This window comes from Azospirillum rugosum, from assembly GCF_017876155.1.
GTDB lineage: Bacteria > Pseudomonadota > Alphaproteobacteria > Azospirillales > Azospirillaceae > Azospirillum > Azospirillum rugosum.
Map to the genome: position 1 here is coordinate 1 of NZ_JAGINP010000036.1, position 17,386 is coordinate 17,386.

The 17,386-nt window shown below is 66.3% G+C and carries 14 protein-coding genes; 5 read left to right on the top strand and 9 right to left on the bottom strand.

Translation table 11 applies throughout. The annotated features are described in order from the left end of the window. The first annotated feature begins 524 nt into the window (after positions 1-524). Positions 525-1,700: a site-specific integrase gene (locus J2851_RS32955; protein WP_209772464.1), complete on the top strand. Its 1,176-nt coding sequence runs from the start codon at positions 525-527 to the stop codon at positions 1,698-1,700. Between the two features lie 361 nt (positions 1,701-2,061). On the opposite strand, the gene J2851_RS32960 is transcribed toward J2851_RS32955, so the two are convergent. From J2851_RS32960 to J2851_RS33000, 9 genes are all read right to left on the bottom strand, one after another. Next, positions 2,062-3,075, bottom strand: coding sequence for an NAD(P)H-dependent flavin oxidoreductase (locus J2851_RS32960; protein ID WP_209772466.1), 1,014 nt, complete (start codon positions 3,073-3,075; stop codon positions 2,062-2,064). Positions 3,076-3,078: 3 nt separating this feature from the next. Continuing rightward, positions 3,079-3,864, bottom strand: a complete 786-nt coding sequence (locus J2851_RS32965) for an oxepin-CoA hydrolase, alternative type (protein WP_209772468.1) — start codon at positions 3,862-3,864, stop codon at positions 3,079-3,081. A 54-nt stretch (positions 3,865-3,918) separates the two neighbouring features. After that, positions 3,919-5,562 carry an electron transfer flavoprotein-ubiquinone oxidoreductase gene (locus J2851_RS32970; RefSeq protein ID WP_209772470.1) on the bottom strand — a complete coding sequence of 548 codons (1,644 nt, stop codon included), beginning with the start codon at positions 5,560-5,562 and terminating at the stop codon, positions 3,919-3,921. Continuing rightward, positions 5,562-6,497 (bottom strand): 3-hydroxyacyl-CoA dehydrogenase NAD-binding domain-containing protein, encoded by a 936-nt coding sequence (locus J2851_RS32975; protein ID WP_209772472.1) that lies wholly within the window; start codon positions 6,495-6,497, stop codon positions 5,562-5,564. The genes J2851_RS32970 and J2851_RS32975 overlap by 1 nt, the downstream gene beginning before the upstream one ends. 178 nt (positions 6,498-6,675) lie before the next feature. Further along, a complete protein-coding gene (locus tag J2851_RS32980) occupies positions 6,676-7,620 on the bottom strand; it encodes an electron transfer flavoprotein subunit alpha/FixB family protein (protein ID WP_209772474.1) in 945 nt (314 codons plus the stop codon). A gap of 1 nt (position 7,621) precedes the next feature. After that, positions 7,622-8,371 (bottom strand): electron transfer flavoprotein subunit beta/FixA family protein, encoded by a 750-nt coding sequence (locus J2851_RS32985; RefSeq protein ID WP_209772476.1) that lies wholly within the window; start codon positions 8,369-8,371, stop codon positions 7,622-7,624. Between the two features lie 7 nt (positions 8,372-8,378). Continuing rightward, positions 8,379-9,584 (bottom strand): acyl-CoA dehydrogenase, encoded by a 1,206-nt coding sequence (locus J2851_RS32990; RefSeq protein ID WP_209772479.1) that lies wholly within the window; start codon positions 9,582-9,584, stop codon positions 8,379-8,381. Positions 9,585-9,601: 17 nt separating this feature from the next. Continuing rightward, positions 9,602-10,804 carry a 3-oxoadipyl-CoA thiolase gene (locus tag J2851_RS32995; RefSeq protein ID WP_209772482.1) on the bottom strand — a complete coding sequence of 401 codons (1,203 nt, stop codon included), beginning with the start codon at positions 10,802-10,804 and terminating at the stop codon, positions 9,602-9,604. A gap of 14 nt (positions 10,805-10,818) precedes the next feature. Continuing rightward, complete coding sequence (locus J2851_RS33000) at positions 10,819-12,345, bottom strand: 3-hydroxyacyl-CoA dehydrogenase (protein ID WP_209772483.1); 1,527 nt, start codon at positions 12,343-12,345, stop codon at positions 10,819-10,821. Positions 12,346-12,574: 229 nt separating this feature from the next. Here J2851_RS33000 and J2851_RS33005 point away from each other — a divergent pair, with 229 nt between their 5' ends. The 4 genes from J2851_RS33005 to J2851_RS33020 all read left to right on the top strand — a co-directional run bounded on the left by J2851_RS33005 (position 12,575) and on the right by J2851_RS33020 (position 17,382). Next, positions 12,575-13,402 carry an IclR family transcriptional regulator gene (locus J2851_RS33005; protein ID WP_209772485.1) on the top strand — a complete coding sequence of 276 codons (828 nt, stop codon included), beginning with the start codon at positions 12,575-12,577 and terminating at the stop codon, positions 13,400-13,402. Positions 13,403-13,429: 27 nt separating this feature from the next. Further along, positions 13,430-14,581, top strand: coding sequence for an acyl-CoA dehydrogenase family protein (locus J2851_RS33010; protein ID WP_209772487.1), 1,152 nt, complete (start codon positions 13,430-13,432; stop codon positions 14,579-14,581). 2 nt (positions 14,582-14,583) lie between these two features. Next, positions 14,584-16,140, top strand: a complete 1,557-nt coding sequence (locus J2851_RS33015; protein ID WP_209772489.1) for a class I adenylate-forming enzyme family protein — start codon at positions 14,584-14,586, stop codon at positions 16,138-16,140. 66 nt (positions 16,141-16,206) lie between these two features. Further along, positions 16,207-17,382 carry an ABC transporter substrate-binding protein gene (locus J2851_RS33020; RefSeq protein ID WP_246501100.1) on the top strand — a complete coding sequence of 392 codons (1,176 nt, stop codon included), beginning with the start codon at positions 16,207-16,209 and terminating at the stop codon, positions 17,380-17,382. Positions 17,383-17,386 lie beyond the last annotated feature (4 nt).

Here is a 17,386-nt window from a genome sequence, read left to right on the forward strand (position 1 = left end):
ATCGCGTGGTCGTTCTGGCGAAGACGCCACCAGCAGCGGGCGCGGCGCTCTCATTGGAAACGCCGCACCCAAACCGATAGAGCCCGGCTGTAGTATTAGGGGCTCGGCCATGCCGGGCTCCTAACACTCCGTCTGTTGCGGCGGCTGGTGTGGCCAGTGCCACGCCGCATGATGAGCGGCAGCGGTCAGGTACTGGCCGGGATCTTCGCGCTCGCTGTGCACAAACGCAAAGAAACCCGGTTCCGTTTCCGGACCGGGCTTCTTGGGCCTGTGAATTTGGTTGCGGGGGCAGGATTTGAACCTGCGACCTTCAGGTTATGAGTCAGTTTTCAGCCCTCTACGCCAAGCTTTCCGGTCGCTCTCCACAGTATCCGTTACTTCTATAACACCTTGATTCCACTTGCACAATCCCAGGAACCGGCCATTTCTTTCTTACGCCACAGCCCCACGCGATTTTCATCCTGGTGCTTCCACGGCGCTGCCACGAACCGGATGGAATTATGCCCGGGGGACGGAGGGAAGACATGCCGAAACTTACCAAGCGCACCGTTGAGGCACTCGAAACCAGAGCCAAGAACTACATCGCCTTTGACGCCGAACTGCCGGGATTCGGCGTCCGGGTGATGCCCAGCGGCAAGCGCTTCTTCCTCGTCCAGTACCGGCGCCATGGCCGCACCCGCCGCATCATGATTGGCCAGTTCGGCCCCGTGACCGCGGAGATCGCCCGGCAGAAGGCGATGGCCCTTCTCGGCCAGGCGAAGGGAGGTGGCGACGACCCGGCGTTCACCCGCGACGCCCTGCGCCAATCGACGACCATGGAACAACTCGGAGCCCGGTTCCTGAAGGAGCATGTCGCCATCCGCTGCAAGCCGACCACCCAGCGGGAGTACCAGCGGTCCATCGACCTGTTTCTCAACCCCTTCTTCGGCACCCAGCGTGTCCGGTCGGTCACCGCTGCCGATATCGCCGAACTGCACGGCTCGCTGGCCCACATCCCCTACCAGGCCAACCGGACCCTGGGCGTCCTGTCGAAGATGATGAGCCTGGCCGAAGTCTGGGGCTTGCGCGACCGGCACACCAACCCCTGCGAGGAGGTCGAGCGGTATCCCGAGCACAAGCGCGAGCGGTTCCTGTCCCAGAAGGAGGTCGAAGCGCTCGGCCGGGCGCTTGCGGACGCGGAAGCAGAATGCATGTACGCGGTGGCCGCCTTTCGCCTTCTTCTGCTGACCGGCTGCCGGCTGGGCGAGATCCAAACTCTCCGCTGGGAGCATGTCCATCTCGCCGAGGGGGAACTCCGATTGCCGGACAGCAAGACCGGGGCAAAGGTCGTGCATCTGGGCACTGCGGCCATCAACGTGCTCCGCTCCATTCCGGTGGCAGACGAGAACCCATTTGTGATTGTAGGAACGAAGCCCGGAACCCACCTCACCGACCTTCAACGCCCCTGGCGGCGGGTCCGCGACAAGGCGAACCTCAAACAAGTTCGCATTCACGATTTGCGGCATACTTTCGCGTCCGGTGGGCTTGCGGTCGGCGAGGGACTCTCCATGATCGGTAAGCTGCTGGGACATACGCAGGTGCAAACCACCGCTCGCTATGCCCATCTCGCCGCCACACCAGTGAAGATGGCAGCCGACAAGATTGCCGAGCGTCTTGCCTCCGCTCTGCTCATAGCTACTGGTGAATCTGGCGGGCGTTGATGAACACCTTAACGGCAATATTAGCCGGCTGCTGAGACACATTCAGATTTAGACCACCACTTCAGATTCAGACTACCACCCGCTGCACCCTTCCCCCGAGGCAATGGATATCTCTGTCAAGCTCCCGTCGGGGGCGGAGAGGTGGTTGATGGCGACAACACGGCGCTTTTTCTCGGACGAGATCAAGCAGGAGGCGGTGGCCCTACCGGAAAACAGCGACCGTCGCCCTGGAGCAGTGGGCAGGCAGAGGCGCAGGTCCACATGCTGAAGCTGCCCAGACATCAGATATGGACGTGCTAACTTCGATTCGCCTCGCCATCGCGCCCTGCTCGCAGCCTGATCCACGCAAAGTGCAAAAAAGCTATAGCTCCGGAGGACGCTCAGTAATTCTTTCCCATGACCCGCTCAGCCTATTTACCCGCTGCAACGCATTCACCGCCTCATCCGAGATCCGCTCCACGATGCGCGCCATCGGTTCGACGCGGTCCGCAAAGGCTACTGACTGGCCCAGCGACAGCATTCCCGTCTGCGTCTCGCCCGTCTCGTAGGCCTGCCGGCCAAGCTTGCCGCTGATCAGCGGCATCAGTGCCGCGAGGTTGCCGGGGGTCTCCTTCTCAATCGCCTGGATGCGCTCCGTCGTCTCGTTACGCAGCGCGCGCACCGTGTTGCGCAGGGATTGCATGACCAGCATCGTGTCAGCCTCCTCCGCCTTCACAAGACGGCGCTTGTACGCGGGGTGCGCCCACACTTCCTCAGCGACCAGGAAGCGCGTCCCCATCAGAACGCCGTCCGCCCCTAGTGCCAGGGCAGCCACCAGTTGCGCGCCGGTGCCGATTCCACCGCCAACCACCAAGGGTATGGTGATATCCCGCGCCGCTAGTGCAGCTTGGACGATGGTGCCGACCAGCGCCATACCCGGATGGCCCCCGGCCTCCGCGCCGATGATCTCCACCATGTCCACGCCCAGCGCCTGCGCCTTGCGGGCGTGCTTCACCGTGGACACCTTATGCACCACCTTAATGCCGGCAGCGTGCAGGCACGGCAGGTGGGGCTCCGGATTGCGGCCTGAGGTTTCGACGAAGCGTACCCCCTCGTCGGCGATCAGGTCAAAGATCGCCTCGGCACGGTCGCCCTCCACCAGCTTGGGCAGCATCGACACGTTGACACCGAAAGGCCCCCCCTCGCACAGGTCGCGGCAGCGCCGAATTCCGGCGCGCAGGGCCGGCAGGTCGGGGAAACTGGCTGCGGTCATGAAGCCCATGATGCCTGCACGCGATGCCGCCGCAGCATAGTCGGCGGTCGCCAGCCATTGCAGGCCGCTGGCGACGATGGGCAGGCGGGTCTCGAAAAAGGCGGTGACACGGGTATTCAGCATCGTTCACCCCACCCCGCCAAAAGCCGCGGGGCGCTTCTCGCGGAAGGCGGCGATCCCTTCCCCCGCATCAGCGTGGAACAGGTTGGCAACGAAGCTGTCGCGCTCGCAATCCAACTGCGCATCCAACCCGCCAGCGTACGCCGCGTCCAGCAGGCGCTTGATGGAAGCAATTGCCTCCCCCGGCCCCGTGGCCAGCGTTCCGGCGCGGGCGAGCGCCGTGTCCAGCGCAGCGCCCGGTTCGCACAGAGCGTTGACGATCCCCGCCTGATGCAGGCGCTCGGCCTCCACCACGCCACCCTCCATGGCGAGTTCCGCCGCCAACTGGCGCGGGAGGGTCTGCGCCAGGAAGGCCGTGGCACCGCCGTCCGGGCTCAGCCCCACCTTGACGTAAGCCAGCACGAAGCGAGCGCCGCGCGCCGCTACGACCAAGTCACAAGCCAGCATCAGGGAGAAACCGGCCCCGGCCGCCCCGCCCTCCACGGCGGCAATCACCGGCTTCGAGCAAGTGCGGATCGCCTGCACGAAACCATGCAACCCCTGGATCCCTGCGCGCACCGCCTCCGGTGTACCGTCGCGCAGGCCGGCCAGCCGGTTCAGGTTACCGCCGCTGCTGAAGGTCGCGCCGGCACCGGTCAGCACTACAGCGCCGATGCCGGGATCCTCACCGGCACGCCGCAGCGCCTCCGCTCCCGCTTCGTAGATGTCCGGCCCCAGCGCGTTGCGTGTCGTCGGGTCGTCGATGGTGAGAACGAGCACCCGCCCCCGCCGTTCCCCGTGCAGTACCGCCATGCTTCACTCCCTGTTCGATATTGACTTCCGTTCGCCGAGCTACGCTCGCCGACATCACATACCCGGATAGTTCGGCCCGCCGCCGCCCTCCGGCACGGTCCAGGTGATGTTCTGGGCTGGGTCCTTGATGTCGCAGGTCTTGCAGTGGACGCAGTTCTGCGCGTTGATCTGCAGGTGCGGATCGGTGCCATCCTCGCTGCGGACGATCTCGTACACGCCGGCCGGGCAGTAGAGCGTCTCCGGCGCGTCGTAGAGCGCCAAATTGACGCGGATCGGCGTCTCCTTGTCCTTCAACTGAAGGTGCGCCGGCTGGTTTTCTTCGTGATTGGTGTTGGACAGGTACACCGACGACAGCCGGTCGAACGACACCACACCGTCCGGCTTGGGGTACGCGATCTTCGGTGCCTCGCTGGCCTTCACCAGCGTCTCGTTGTCGGCGTGGCGGTGATGCAGCGTCCAGGGCGACCGACCTTTAATAGCGGTCTCATAAGCCGCGTTCGCCAGCCCGGCCCACAAACCCTTCTGGAAGCCGGGGCGGATGTTGCGCACCTCCCACAGCTCCTTCCACAGCCAGGAGTCCTTCAGCCGCTCCGGGTAGGCGGTGACCTCGGGGCCATCGGCGCCGCCAACCAGATGGTCGAACACCGCCTCCGCGGCCACCATGCCCGACTTCATGGCGGTATGGTTGCCCTTGATTTTCGGCACGTTCAGGAAGCCCGCGGCATCGCCGACGATCAGCCCGCCGGGGAAGGTCAGCCTGGGGATGGACTGGAACCCGCCCTCGCTGAGCGTCCGCGCGCCGTAGGCGATTCGCCGGCCACCTTTGAAGGTCGGTCGGATCGCCGGATGCGTCTTGTAGCGTTGGAACTCTTCAAACGGCGAGAGATGCGGGTTGCTATAATCCAGCCCGACCACGAAGCCCACTGACACCAGATTGCCATCCATATGGTACAGCCAGGACCCACCATAGGTCTTCTGATCGAGCGGCCAACCGATGGTGTGGACGATCAGGCCCGGCTGCGATTTGGCCGGGTCGATCTCCCACAGCTCCTTGATGCCGATGCCGTAGGTCTGCGGGTCAACGTCGTCACGCAGGTTGAAGCGCTCCATCAGGGCCTTGGTCAGCGAGCCTCGACAGCCCTCGGCGAAGATCGTCTGACGAGCGTGCAGTTCGACACCGCGCGTGAAGTTGCCGGTGGGCTGGCCGTCCTTGCCGATGCCCATGTCACCGGTCGCCACGCCAGTCACCGTCCCGGACTCGTCGTACAACACCTCGGCCGCTGCGAAGCCGGGATAAATCTCCACCCCCAGTTCCTCAGCCTGGACGGCCAGCCAGCGGGCCAGATTGCCCAAGCTGATGATGAAGTTGCCGTGGTTGCGCATCTGTGGCGGAATCACCGGCAGGCGGTACGCGCCCGTCCGGGTCAGATGGATGAACCGGTCCTCGCAGGCGGGCGTGGCCAGCGGCGCGCCATGGTCACGCCAATCCGGAATCAACTCATCCAGGGCGCGCGGCTCGAACACAGCACCCGACAGCAGGTGTGCGCCGACCTCCGAACCCTTCTCGATCACACAGACGCTCACCTCCTGCCCGGCGGCGCGGGCGCGCTGCTTCAAACGGATGGCCGCGCTCAGGCCCGAGGGGCCGGCGCCGACCACGAGGACGTCGTACTCCATCACCTCGCGCACAAGCGACATCACAGATCTCCGGCAACAGGGCCGGGCTGCTCACCGCCCGACCAGGGAATGGGGAAGCGCTGAGCGGGACTGCCCAAGCTCTTGGAATAGTCATAGAAACCGCGGCCGGTCTTGCGGCCGAGCCAGCCGGCTTCCACGTGCTTCACCAGCAGTGGACACGGGCGGTACTTGCCGTGCGCCAGCTTTTCGTACAGTGCCTGCAACCCGATCAGGCAAGTATCCAAGCCGATCAAGTCCGCCAGTTCCAGGGGACCCATGGAATGGCCCGCGCCTAGCGTCAGCGCCGCATCGATGCTCCGCGCCGTTCCGATCCCCTTGTGCAGCGTGGTGACGGCTTCGTTGATCATCACCAGCAAGGTGCGGTTCACGAGAAAGGCCGGAACGTCCTCAGCCACCACCGTGGTCTTGCCGAGTTGCCTGGCCAAGCCGCGGATCGCGGCGAAAGTCTCCTCATCCGTGGCGAGACCGCGTACCAGCTCGACCAGCGGCACGGCCAGCGCGGGGTTCAGGAAATGCATGCCCATGAATTTGGATGGGCGGTCTGTCGCGGCAGCCAGATTGGTGACCGACAGCGACGAGGTGGTGGTAACGATCAGCGTCGCTGGCTGCAGATGTGCCGCCAGCGCGGCGAAGACGGCGCGCTTCACCGCCTCGGACTCGGTCGCGGCCTCAATCACCAGATCGACCCCGTCGATAATCGAAGGATCGGTACCGATGCTGATGCGGGCGAACGCGGCGGCGGCCTCAGCCTCGCCCATGCGGCCCTTGGCGACCCGACCTTCCAGCCCCCCGGAGATCCGGGTGATGGCGGTGTTGAGAATCTCGTCTCCCACGTCCAACAGCACCACCGGGAAGCCCGATTGTGCGCAGAGCTGGGCAATGCCGCCACCCATCTGGCCGGCACCGATGACAGCAATCGTCCTGATCGACGGCATGTGCGCCTTTGCTGGGAGAAGGACCGGTGTTGGAGAAAGAGGGACCGGGCGCGCGAACGCCCGGTCCAAGGTTCCACACCCGAGAGGAACTACCCAAGTGCGGGGGAACGCTTCGTTCGATACCGAGTCGCCGGCTTGGCGGCTGCGTCCGGCATCAAAGGTGGCGACAAAGGAGACACTAAAGGGCAGCGACCAGCTCCGGCACCGCCTTGAACAGGTCGGCGACCAAGCCGTAGTCGGCGACCTGGAAGATCGGCGCCTCCTCGTCCTTGTTGATCGCGACGATGACCTTGCTGTCCTTCATGCCGGCGAGGTGCTGGATGGCACCGGAGATGCCGACCGCGATGTACAGCTCGGGCGCCACGATCTTGCCCGTCTGGCCGACCTGGTAGTCGTTCGGCACGAAGCCGGCGTCCACCGCGGCGCGCGACGCACCCACCGCCGCACCCAGCTTGTCGGCCAGCGCTTCCAGAAGCGTGAAGTTCTCGCCCGACTGCATGCCACGCCCGCCTGACACGACGACGCGTGCCTGGGTCAGTTCCGGCCGTTCCGACTTCGTCAGCTCCTGGCCCAGCAGTTTGGACAGGCCGCCGCCGCCCGCGGCGGCCACGCTCTCCACCGCCGCCGCACCGCCCGTGGCGGCGGCGGCCTCAAAGGCGGTGGCACGCACGGTAATGATCTTGACGGGATCGCGGGACTGCACGGTGGCGATGGCGTTGCCAGCGTAAACCGGGCGCTCGAAGGTATCGGCCGACACGATGCCGGTGATGTCGGAAATCTGCGCCACGTCCAGCAGCGCCGCCACGCGCGGCATGACGTTCTTCCCCTCCGAAGTGGCGGCGGCCAGCACATGGCCGTAGGCGGGTACGAGGGAGATTACCAGCGCCGCCACGGGCTCCGGCAGGCGGTGCTCGTACTCGGCCGCATCGGCCAGCAGCACCCTAGTGACGCCGGCCACCTCGGCAGCCGTATCGGCCACAGCTCGGGCACCCTTGCCCGCGACCAGCACATGGATGTCGGATCCGATCCTGGACGCGGCGGCCACGGCGTTCAGCGTGGCGGGCTTCAGCGTCGCGTTGTCATGGTCGGCGAGGACGAGAATAGCCCCGTTGGAACTGGTCATGTCAGATCACCCGTGCGTCGTTCTTCAGCTTATCGACCAGCGCGGCGACGTCGGCCACTTTCACACCGGCCTTACGCCTGGGGGGCTCGACCACCTTGAGCGTCGTCAGGCGCGGCGTCACATCCACGCCCAGGCTGCCCGGCGTGAGGGTTTCGAAGGGCTTCTTCTTCGCCTTCATGATGTTGGGCAGGGAGGCGTAGCGCGGCTCGTTCAGGCGCAGATCGGCGGTGACCACGGCCGGCAGCGTGAGTTCGATGGTCTCCAGGCCACCGTCGATCTCGCGCGTCACGGTCAGGGCGTCGTCGCCCACGGCGACCTTGGAGGCGAAGGTTCCCTGCGGCCAGCCCAGTAGGGCGGCCAGCATCTGGCCGGTCTGGTTGCAGTCGTCGTCAATCGCCTGCTTGCCGAGCAGGACGATCCGCGGCTGCTCTTTGTCCACCAACGCCTTCAACACCTTGGCGACAGCGAGCGGCTGCACCTCGGCGTCGGTCTGCACAAGGATGGCACGGTCGGCGCCCATCGCCAGCGCCGTGCGCAGGGTTTCCTGTGCGGCGGACGGGCCGAGGCTGACCACGACCACCTCGGTGGCCTTGCCGGCCTCCTTCAGGCGGACGGCCTCCTCGACGGCGATCTCGTCGAAGGGGTTCATAGAGAACTTCACGCTGGCGGTCTCGACGCCCGTGCCGTCCGCCTTCACGCGGATCTTCACGTTGTAGTCGACCACCCGCTTCACGGGCACAAGGATCTTCACGACGACCTCACGGAGCAAAGGCTTGTAGGCCGGTGATGGCCCGGCCAAGGATCAGAGCGTGCACGTCATGCGTGCCCTCGTAGGTGTTGACCGCCTCCAGGTTCATGGCGTGGCGGATGACATGGAACTCGTCGGCGATGCCGTTGCCGCCATGCATGTCGCGGGCGACCCGCGCGATGTCCAGCGCCTTGCCGCAGTTGTTGCGCTTGATCAGCGAGATCATCTCCGGCGCCACCCGGCCTTCGTCCATCAGCCGGCCGACGCGCAGCGCCGCCTGAAGGCCCAGCGCGATCTCCGTCTCCATGTTGGCGAGCTTGAGCTGCGGGATCTGATTGGCCGCCAACGGCCGACCGAACTGCTTGCGGTCGAGCTGATACTGGCGCGCCTGATGAAAGCAGAACTCCGCCGCTCCCATAGCGCCCCAGGCGATGCCGTAGCGCGCCCGGTTCAGGCAGCCGAACGGGCCGCTCAGCCCGTCGGCGTTGGGCAAGCGGTTCTCCTCCGGCACGAACACCTCGTCCATGACGATCTCGCCGGTGATTGAGGCGCGGAGGCTGAACTTGCCTTCGATCTTCGGCGCCGACAGGCCCTTCATGCCCTTTTCCAGAACGAAGCCATTGATCCGCCCGGCGTCGTTCTTCGCCCAGACGACGAAGACGTCCGAAATGGGGGCGTTGGTGATCCACATCTTGGATCCCGTGAGAATGTAACCGCCGTCCGCCGATCGCGCGCGCGTCTTCATGCCTGCGGGGTCGGAGCCGGCGTCCGGCTCGGTCAGGCCGAAGCAGCCCACCCATTCGCCGGCGGCGAGCTTCGGCAGGTATTTTTCCCGTTGGGCCTCGCTGCCGTAAGCGTGGATGGGGTGCATGACCAGCGAGGACTGCACCGACATGGCCGAGCGGTAGCCGCTGTCCACCCGCTCCACTTCGCGGGCGACCAGCCCGTATGAGACGTAGTTCACCCCCGCACAGCCGTATCCCTCGATGGTGGAGCCGAGGAAGCCCAACTCGCCCATCTCGTTCATGATCTCCCGGTGGAAGACCTCGTAGCGGTTTGCCTCGACGACACGCGGCAACAGATGGTCCTGGCAATAGGCGCGTGCGGCGTCGCGAATCATCCGCTCGTCTTCGGTCAACTGGTCGTCAAGCAGAAGCGGGTCGTCCCACGCGAAGGACCCCAGCTTGGCCGAGGAAGGGCCGGTCTTGGTCACCATGATTTTCTCTCCCGTCCTCAGACCCGCTCGATCACGGCGGCGATGCCCTGACCGATGCCTATGCACATGCTGACCAGCGCGTAACGCCCGCCGGACCGCTCCAACTGGCGCAACGCCGTCAACGTCAGGCGCGCGCCGCTGGCGCCCAGCGGATGCCCAACCGCAATGGCGCCGCCGTTGGGGTTCAGCCGGCTGTCCTCCGCCGACAGCTCCAGCAACTTGGCGCAGCCCAGCACCTGGACGGCGAAGGCCTCGTTGATCTCGATAACGTCCATGTCCTTGAGGGCAAGGCCGGCACGCTCCAGCGCTTTGCGAATGGCCGGGACGGGACCGAGGCCCATGGTGCGCGGCTCCACGCCGGCGATGGCGCCGGCCAGAATACGCGCACGCGGAGCCACACCCACCGCCTCGCCCTGTGCACGGCTGCCGATCAGAACCGCCGCCGCGCCGTCGTTGATGCCCGACGCATTGCCGGCGGTAACCACGCCGCCTTCGAACAGCGGGCGCAGCTTCGCCAGCGTGTCCATGTCGGTGTCCGGCCGGGGGTGCTCATCCTCCGACACCACCACCGGTGCAGCCTTGCCGCGGGTCGGCAGTTCGATGGGCAAGATCTCGCCGGTGAAGAAGCCCTCCCCTTGGGCAGCGTGGAACCGGGCCTGAGAGCGCGCGGCGAAACGGTCGCTCTCTTCCCGCCCGATGCCCAGGTCCCGGGCGACATTGTCGGCGGTCTGCGGCATGGTGTCGGCACCGAAGTCCTTGGTGATCTTCGGGTTGGGGAAGCGCGCTCCCATGGTTGTGTCGTAGATCTCGGCGCTGCGGCTGAAGGGCGTCTCCGTCTTCGCCAGCACGAAGGGAGCGCGCGTCATGCTCTCCACCCCGCCGGCAACGAACAGCGTGCCCTCGCCGGCGCGCACGCAACGTGCCGCGTCCAGCACCGCGGCGAGGCCGCTGCCGCACAGCCGGTTGACCGTCAGTCCTCCGGTCTCGATGGGAAGCCCGGCCAGCAGGCCGGCATGGCGCGCCACGTTGCGGCTGTCCTCGCCGGCCTGGTTGGTGCAGCCGGCGATCACGTCCTCGATCCCGGCCGCAGCCAAAGGAGTGCGCTTGACAAGCGCGGTGATCACGACGCCCAGGAGGTCGTCGGGGCGGATTCTGGACAGGGCACCGGCATGGCGCCCGAAGGGGGAACGCAGTCCGTCGTAAAGAAAGGCGTCGGTCATGGGGGCAGATCCAATCAAGCTTCCGGGGTGGACAGGGAGACGCCGAGCATGGCGCGGCGCTTGAGCCACGGGCTGGGGCGATAACGGGGGTCGCCGGTCTGCGCGAGAAGCGCTTCCAGAACGGCCAAAACCCGTGCGGGCCCCAGCCGGTCGCCCATGGCAAGCGGCCCCTGCGGGTAGCCGAGCCCCAGCGGCACGGCCTTGTCGATGTCGGCGGGGGCGGCGATTCGCTGCTGGGCGATGTCACAGCCGATGTTGACGATGCAGGCGACGACCCGCTGCGACACAAAGCCGGGGCTGTCGTGGATCACGGTGACCGGCACGCCGTCCGCAGCCAAAGCGGCCCAAGCCGCGTCGCGCGCCTCGGTGCTGGTGACCGGCGTGGTCATCAGCACCCGGCGCCCCTGCAACCCGAACAGCGTGTCCACCGCCAGCGTGAGAGTCGGGTCCAACCCCGCCGTCAGAGCGGCGGTGGTGGCGTCCTCGCCCAGCGGCGTCACCAAGCACACCGACCCGGCGGCCGGCCGCTCGCCATGGTCCAGTGCGGCGCCGCCAGCGGCCAGCCGCTCCGTCAGCGCCATATGCGCCGTCGGGTCACGACGGCTGACCCACAGTGGCCGGCGGGCGGCAGCCGGCACTTCGGGTTCAGGGTCCACCACCGGCTTGCCGTCGGCGTAGCGGTAGAAGCCGCGACCGGTCTTGCGGCCCAGCAGCCCGGCAGCGACATACTGTCGCGGCAGCACCGAGGGGCGGAAACGTGTCTCGTGGAAGAACTGACCGTAGATCGACTCCATCACCGACTGCGACACGTCGATGCCGATGAGGTCCAGCAACTCGAACGGCCCCATGCGGAAGCCGGCCTGCTGCACCAGAACGCGATCCACGGTGGCGGGATCCGCCACCCCCTCACCAACCACGCGCAGCGCCTCGGTGCCGTAACCGCGTCCGGCGTGGTTGACCAGGAAACCGGGCGTGTCGCGCGTCTCCACCGCGGCATGGCCCATGCGCGTGCCAAGCCCCACCAGGGCGTCGGTGACCGCCGGGTCGGTCAGCACGCCCGGTGCCACCTCGACAATCTTCATCAACGGAACGGGATTGAAGAAGTGGAAGCCGGCCACCCGGTCCGATCGATCGACCCCGGCTGCAATGGCGGTGACGGAGAGCGAGGAGGTGTTGGTCGCCAGCACGCAGTCCGGCGACACCACAGCCTCCAGCGCGGCGAACAGCGCGCGCTTGGCCTCCAGATCCTCCACGATGGCCTCAACGACCAGATGGCATGGGGCGAGACCGTCCAGTCCGCCCACCGGGCACAGCCGCGCCGCGGCCGAGTCGGCCGCCGCGTCGCTCATGCGTCCCTTGCGGGCCAGAGTACGGAAGGTATCAGCCACCGCGGCCACGGCCTCACCCGCCGCGCCTTCGCGGGCGTCGTGCAGCAGAACATCGATGCCGGCCACAGCCGCGATCTGGGCGATGCCACGCCCCATGGTGCCGGTTCCTACGACGCCCAGCACGAGCGCGCCGTTTTGTGGATCGAAGCTCATCCTGTCCCCTTTCGTCGCAATCGGGAGTCGGCCGGCGGTGCGCACCACCGCGCCCTTCCGTTCGGTGCCGGCTACGCCAGCCACCTCTCTTCCCGATCAAATTCCGTTGTGCGGAACCAAATTTCATTCTCTTGACGCCGACCATAAACGCTGCCAGAGTGTCTTTCAATGAAATCTTTCGCCCCGCATTCTTGCGGAGCATCAACAAAACGCCCGAGGGAAGAAATCCATGCGCAAGCGGGATGAAGGCCTTGCCGTCGACGATCATGATATTGACGAGGATAAAGACCCTCGATTCGTGACGGCCCTGGCCAGAGGACTCGACATTCTGCGCTCGTTCCGGCGGAATGAGATCGAACTTGGCAATCAAGACTTGGCAGCTCGTACCGGATTGCCCAAGGCGACGGTGTCGCGTCTGACTTACACCTTGGGAAAACAGGGCTATCTGGTCTACAACGCCGCGTCCGGGAAGTACCGGCTGGGCACGCCGGTGCTATCGCTGGGCTACACCTGCCTGTCGGGCATGGGCGTCCGGCAGGTGGCGCGCCCGCTGATGCAGGAACTGGCCGACCACACCGGTCTGTCGGTGGCGCTGGGCGGGCGGGACCGGTTCAGCATGATCTATCTGGAATGCTGCCGCGGCGACAGCCCGGTCACGTTGCAGCTCGACGTCGGCTCGCACCTGAAACTGACCACCAGCGCCATGGGGCGCGCCTATCTGGCAGGCCTGCCCGACACCGAGCGGGCGGCGCTGATGGACAAGCTGGAAGCCCACGAGAACGAACGGTCCCCCGGCCGCTGGCCGGGAATCCGGGACGGCATCCTGCAGGCGGTCGAGGAATACCGGATGAAGGGGTATTGCCTGTCGCTCGGTGCCTGGAAGACCGAGGTGAACGCGGCCGGCGTGCCCTACGTGCCGCGCGACGGCTCTCCCGTGCTGGCTTTCAACTGTGGTGGCCCGTCGTTCCTGCTGCACCGCAAGACGCTGGAAGAGGACCACGCCCCGCGGCTGGTGGAGTTGGTCCGCCGCATCGACGCCGTCCTCTTCAATTCCTGAACAAATTCTCTCCCCGAGGAGACACGAATGCCATTGGATCCGGAGACGCTCGGCCAATTGGTCGGCACGGTGTCGCGCTTCGTGCGCGAGCAGTTGATCCCGCTTGAACACAAGGTCGCGGACGACGACGCCATCCCGCCGTCGGTCGTCGCAGCCATGCGTGAGATGGGCCTGTTCGGCCTGTCCATCCCCGAGGAATACGGCGGCATCGGCTTGTCCATGGCCGAGGAGGTTCAGGTGGCCTTCGAACTGGGCCAGACCTCCCCCGCTTTCCGTTCGCTGATCGGAACCAACAACGGGATCGGGTCGCAGGGCATCGTCATCGACGGCACCGACGAGCAGAAGCGCGCCTACCTGCCCCGGCTCGCCAGTGGCGAAATCGTCGGTTCTTTCGCCTTGACGGAGCCGGAGGCCGGTTCCGACGCCGGTTCGCTGCGCACCACCGCGCGGCGCAACGGCGACCATTACGTGCTGAACGGTACCAAGCGCTTCATCACCAATGCGCCGCATGCCGGCCTGTTCACCGTCTTCGCCCGCACGGGCACTCAGGAGGAGGGCGCGCGTGGCGTCACTGCCTTCCTGGTGGAGGCCGGCACACCCGGCATCACGCTCGGGCCGCTGGACAAGAAGATGGGCCAGAAGGGCGCCCACAGCTGCGACGTCATTTTTGAGGATTGCCGGGTTCCCGCCACCGCCGTGCTCGGTGGCCGGGAAGGCCAGGGCTTCAAGACGGCGATGAAGGTGCTGGACCGCGGGCGTTTGCACATTTCCGCGGTATGCGTCGGCGCCGCCGAGCGGCTGATCCGCGACAGCTTGGCCTACTCCATGGAGCGCAAGCAGTTCGGCCAGCCCATCGCCGAGTTCCAGCTCATCCAGGCGATGCTGGCCGACAGCCGGGCGGAAGCCTACGCGGCGCGCTGCATGGTGCTGGAAACGGCGCGCAGGAAGGATGCGGGGACGGACGTCTCCACCGACGCGGCCTGCTGCAAGATGTTCGCGTCCGAGATGGTCGGGCGCGTCGCCGACCGCGCCGTGCAGATTCACGGCGGTGCCGGCTACATCGCCGATTACGGGATCGAGCGATTCTACCGTGATGTGCGCCTGTTCCGCATCTACGAGGGGACGACCCAGGTCCAGCAGCTCGTCATCGCCCGCAACATGATCCGCGAGGCGGCGTGACGATGGACCGTTTTGCGAGCATGATTGCAGCGCTGCCCGCCCGCATCAGCCATCCGGTCCTGGACTGGGCCGAGCGCACCCCCGATGCCCCCGCGCTGCGCGAAGACGACACCGAATGGAGCTACGGCCGCTTCGGCGCGGCGATCCGCCGGATGCAGCAGCACCTTTCCGCGCTGGGCGTGCGCGGTGGCGACCGGGTGATGATCGTCTGCGAGAACGGTCTGGCCGTCGCCACCCTGGTGATGGCCGCCAGCGAGCTGGACGCTTGGCCGGTCATCGTCAACGCCCGCCTGTCGGAGCGCGAGGTCGATACGATCCGTAACCACTGCCTGCCGCGCCGGATCGTCTACACCGACGCCATTTCCCGCGACGCGGCGGCGCACGCCGCCTGTCACGGGGCCACGGCGCTGGATGATCCGGAGCTTCCGCCCATGGCGGTCGGCCCGCTGCTGGAGGCCGATCCGGAGCCGGTGCATGCCGATGCGGCGAAGCAGGTCGGCGCCGTCATTTACACCTCGGGCACCACGGGGCACCCCAAGGGTGTGATGCTGTCCCATCGCGGACTGCTGTTCGTGGCGTGCATCTCCGGCCACATGCGCGGGCTGAACCGCAACGACCGGACCTACGGCGTGCTGCCGATCAGCCATGTGTTCGGACTGGCCTCCACCTGCCTCGGCACGCTGTACGCCGGCGGCTGCCTGCATGCCATCGCGCGCTTCGACCCGAAGGCCGTATGGGACGCGCTGGCGCACGACGGCGTCACCGTCTTCCAGGGCGTGCCGGTCATGTACGCCAAGCTGATCGAGCACGGCAAGGTCACTGGGCAGGCGCCGGCCGCCCCACACCTGCGCTATCTCTCGTCGGGCGGTTCGGTGCTGGACTTGGCGCTGAAGCAGGCGGTGGAGGCCACCTTCGGGTTGCCGCTCCACAACGGCTACGGCCTCACCGAATGCTCGCCCACCATCACACAGACCCGCCTGGACGCGCCGCGCGCCGACACCTCCATCGGACCGCCGCTCCCCCTGGTCGAGGTGCGCTTCGTCGACCACGCCACCGGTGTCGACGTCCCGGCGGGTGGCTCCGGCGAGCTGTGGGTGCGCGCGCCCAACGTCATGCTGGGCTATTATCGCGAGCCGGGCCTGACGGCCGAGATCATCACGCCCGACGGCTGGCTGAAGACCGGCGACCTCGCCCGGATGGAACCGGACGGGTGCCTCAGCGTGATCGGCCGCCTCCGCGAGATCATCATTCATTCCGGCTTCAACGTCTACCCGGAGGAGGTGGAGGGCGTGCTGTGCAGCCATCCCGCCGTGACCTTGGCGGCGGTGGTCGGCCATTCGGAGGCCGGCAACGAGTCGGTGGTCGCCTTCGTCCAGCTTGCCCCCGGCCGCACGGCCACCGAAGAGGAGTTGAAGGCGTTCGCCGCCGAACGGCTGGCTCCCTACAAACGCCCCGCACGCGTCGTGGTCGTGCCGGCTCTGCCCGCCAGTTCGACCGGCAAGCTGAAGAAGAACGACCTGCGCACGGTTGCCAGCCAAGTGATGGCGACACGCTCCTGACCGCCGACGCCCCGTCGGTCCCTTGATACCAAGAAGCCGCCAACGAAACCCAGGAGGAAACAATCTATGGTGCGAATGACTGGCCTTATGACCGCGGCCGTCGCCCTGACACTGGCGCTGGGTGCGCCCGGCGTTGCGGACGCGAAGGACTACCTGCTGGGATCGCAACTGCCGCTCAGCGGCAATCTCGCCCGCGTCGGCCAGGGCATGAGTGAGGGCATCGCCGTCGCTGTCGACTTGGCGAACAAGCAGTACGCCGGCAAGCATACCTTCAAAGTCACGACCATCGACGACGAAACCTCGCCAGCCAAGGGCGTGGCGGCGGTGGAAAAGCTGATCGCGCAGGGTGTCGTTGCACTCACCGGCGGCTACGGCTCCAACATCATCGGCCCGGCGTCGGAAGCGGCGCAGAAGGCCGGCATGGTCTACATGACCTCCGGCGGGGTGACGCCCGACCTGACCGGGCGCGGCTACAAGACCTTCTTCCGCATCAACAACACCGAAGGCTACGCCAAGGCGATGATTGGCCTGCTGGGCGACATGCAGGTGAAGAAGGTGTCGGTCGTCTATCTGAACAAGGAAGCCACCAGCAACCTCGCCAAGCAGGTGCAGGCGGATCTGACGGCCAAGGGCGTGACGGTCGGGATGCATGAATTCGACGGGGCCACCAGCGATTTCAAGCCGCTGCTGAACAAGGTCAAGCTGCAGGACCGCCCCGACGCCATCGCCATGGTCGGCTACGAGAACGATTATGTGGGCGTTCTGCGCGCCGCCAAGGTGCTGAAGCCGGACGTCAAGGCGGTGGTCGGTGTCTGGTCGCTGGCCACCGCGCAGATGGCAAAAGAATTTCCCGATTTGATGGAGAACGTCTACGGCACCTCCATGCTCCCCTACCCGGTGGAATTCACCCAGCCCGAAGCCATCGAGTTTTCCAAGACCTACGCTCGGCTGTTCAATAAGGAACCGGACTATCTGGGCCAGTTCGGCTATGTGCAGACGAAACTGCTGATCGAAGCCGTGCTGCGCGCCGACGAGGCCGGCACGCTCGACAAGGGCGGTCTGGCCGACGAGTTGCGCAAGACCGACGCCCAGACCCTGATCGGCCGCGTCACCTTCGACGAAAAGGGCGACAACCCCAATTTCTCCCACCGCATGGGCCAGCACCAGCAGGGCAAGGTCGTGCTGGTCTGGCCGCCGGAAGCGGCAAACGGAAAGATGAACTTCCCCGCCAGGCCGTGGTGAACGG

Excerpts from the sequence above, each read along its gene's own strand:
- J2851_RS32960 (WP_209772466.1), bottom strand. The coding sequence starts at position 3,075 with ATGCTGAATACCCGTGTCACCGCCTTTTTCGAGACCCGCCTGCCCATC.
- J2851_RS33010 (WP_209772487.1), top strand. The coding sequence starts at position 13,430 with ATGCCATTGGATCCGGAGACGCTCGGCCAATTGGTCGGCACGGTGTCG.
- J2851_RS32975 (WP_209772472.1), bottom strand. The coding sequence starts at position 6,497 with ATGCCGTCGATCAGGACGATTGCTGTCATCGGTGCCGGCCAGATGGGT.
- J2851_RS32955 (WP_209772464.1), top strand. The coding sequence starts at position 525 with ATGCCGAAACTTACCAAGCGCACCGTTGAGGCACTCGAAACCAGAGCC.
- J2851_RS32965 (WP_209772468.1), bottom strand. The coding sequence starts at position 3,864 with ATGGCGGTACTGCACGGGGAACGGCGGGGGCGGGTGCTCGTTCTCACC.
- J2851_RS33015 (WP_209772489.1), top strand. The coding sequence starts at position 14,584 with ATGGACCGTTTTGCGAGCATGATTGCAGCGCTGCCCGCCCGCATCAGC.
- J2851_RS33000 (WP_209772483.1), bottom strand. The coding sequence starts at position 12,345 with ATGAGCTTCGATCCACAAAACGGCGCGCTCGTGCTGGGCGTCGTAGGA.
- J2851_RS32990 (WP_209772479.1), bottom strand. The coding sequence starts at position 9,584 with ATGGTGACCAAGACCGGCCCTTCCTCGGCCAAGCTGGGGTCCTTCGCG.
- J2851_RS33020 (WP_246501100.1), top strand. The coding sequence starts at position 16,207 with ATGGTGCGAATGACTGGCCTTATGACCGCGGCCGTCGCCCTGACACTG.
- J2851_RS32995 (WP_209772482.1), bottom strand. The coding sequence starts at position 10,804 with ATGACCGACGCCTTTCTTTACGACGGACTGCGTTCCCCCTTCGGGCGC.
- J2851_RS33005 (WP_209772485.1), top strand. The coding sequence starts at position 12,575 with ATGCGCAAGCGGGATGAAGGCCTTGCCGTCGACGATCATGATATTGAC.
- J2851_RS32980 (WP_209772474.1), bottom strand. The coding sequence starts at position 7,620 with ATGACCAGTTCCAACGGGGCTATTCTCGTCCTCGCCGACCATGACAAC.
- J2851_RS32970 (WP_209772470.1), bottom strand. The coding sequence starts at position 5,562 with ATGTCGCTTGTGCGCGAGGTGATGGAGTACGACGTCCTCGTGGTCGGC.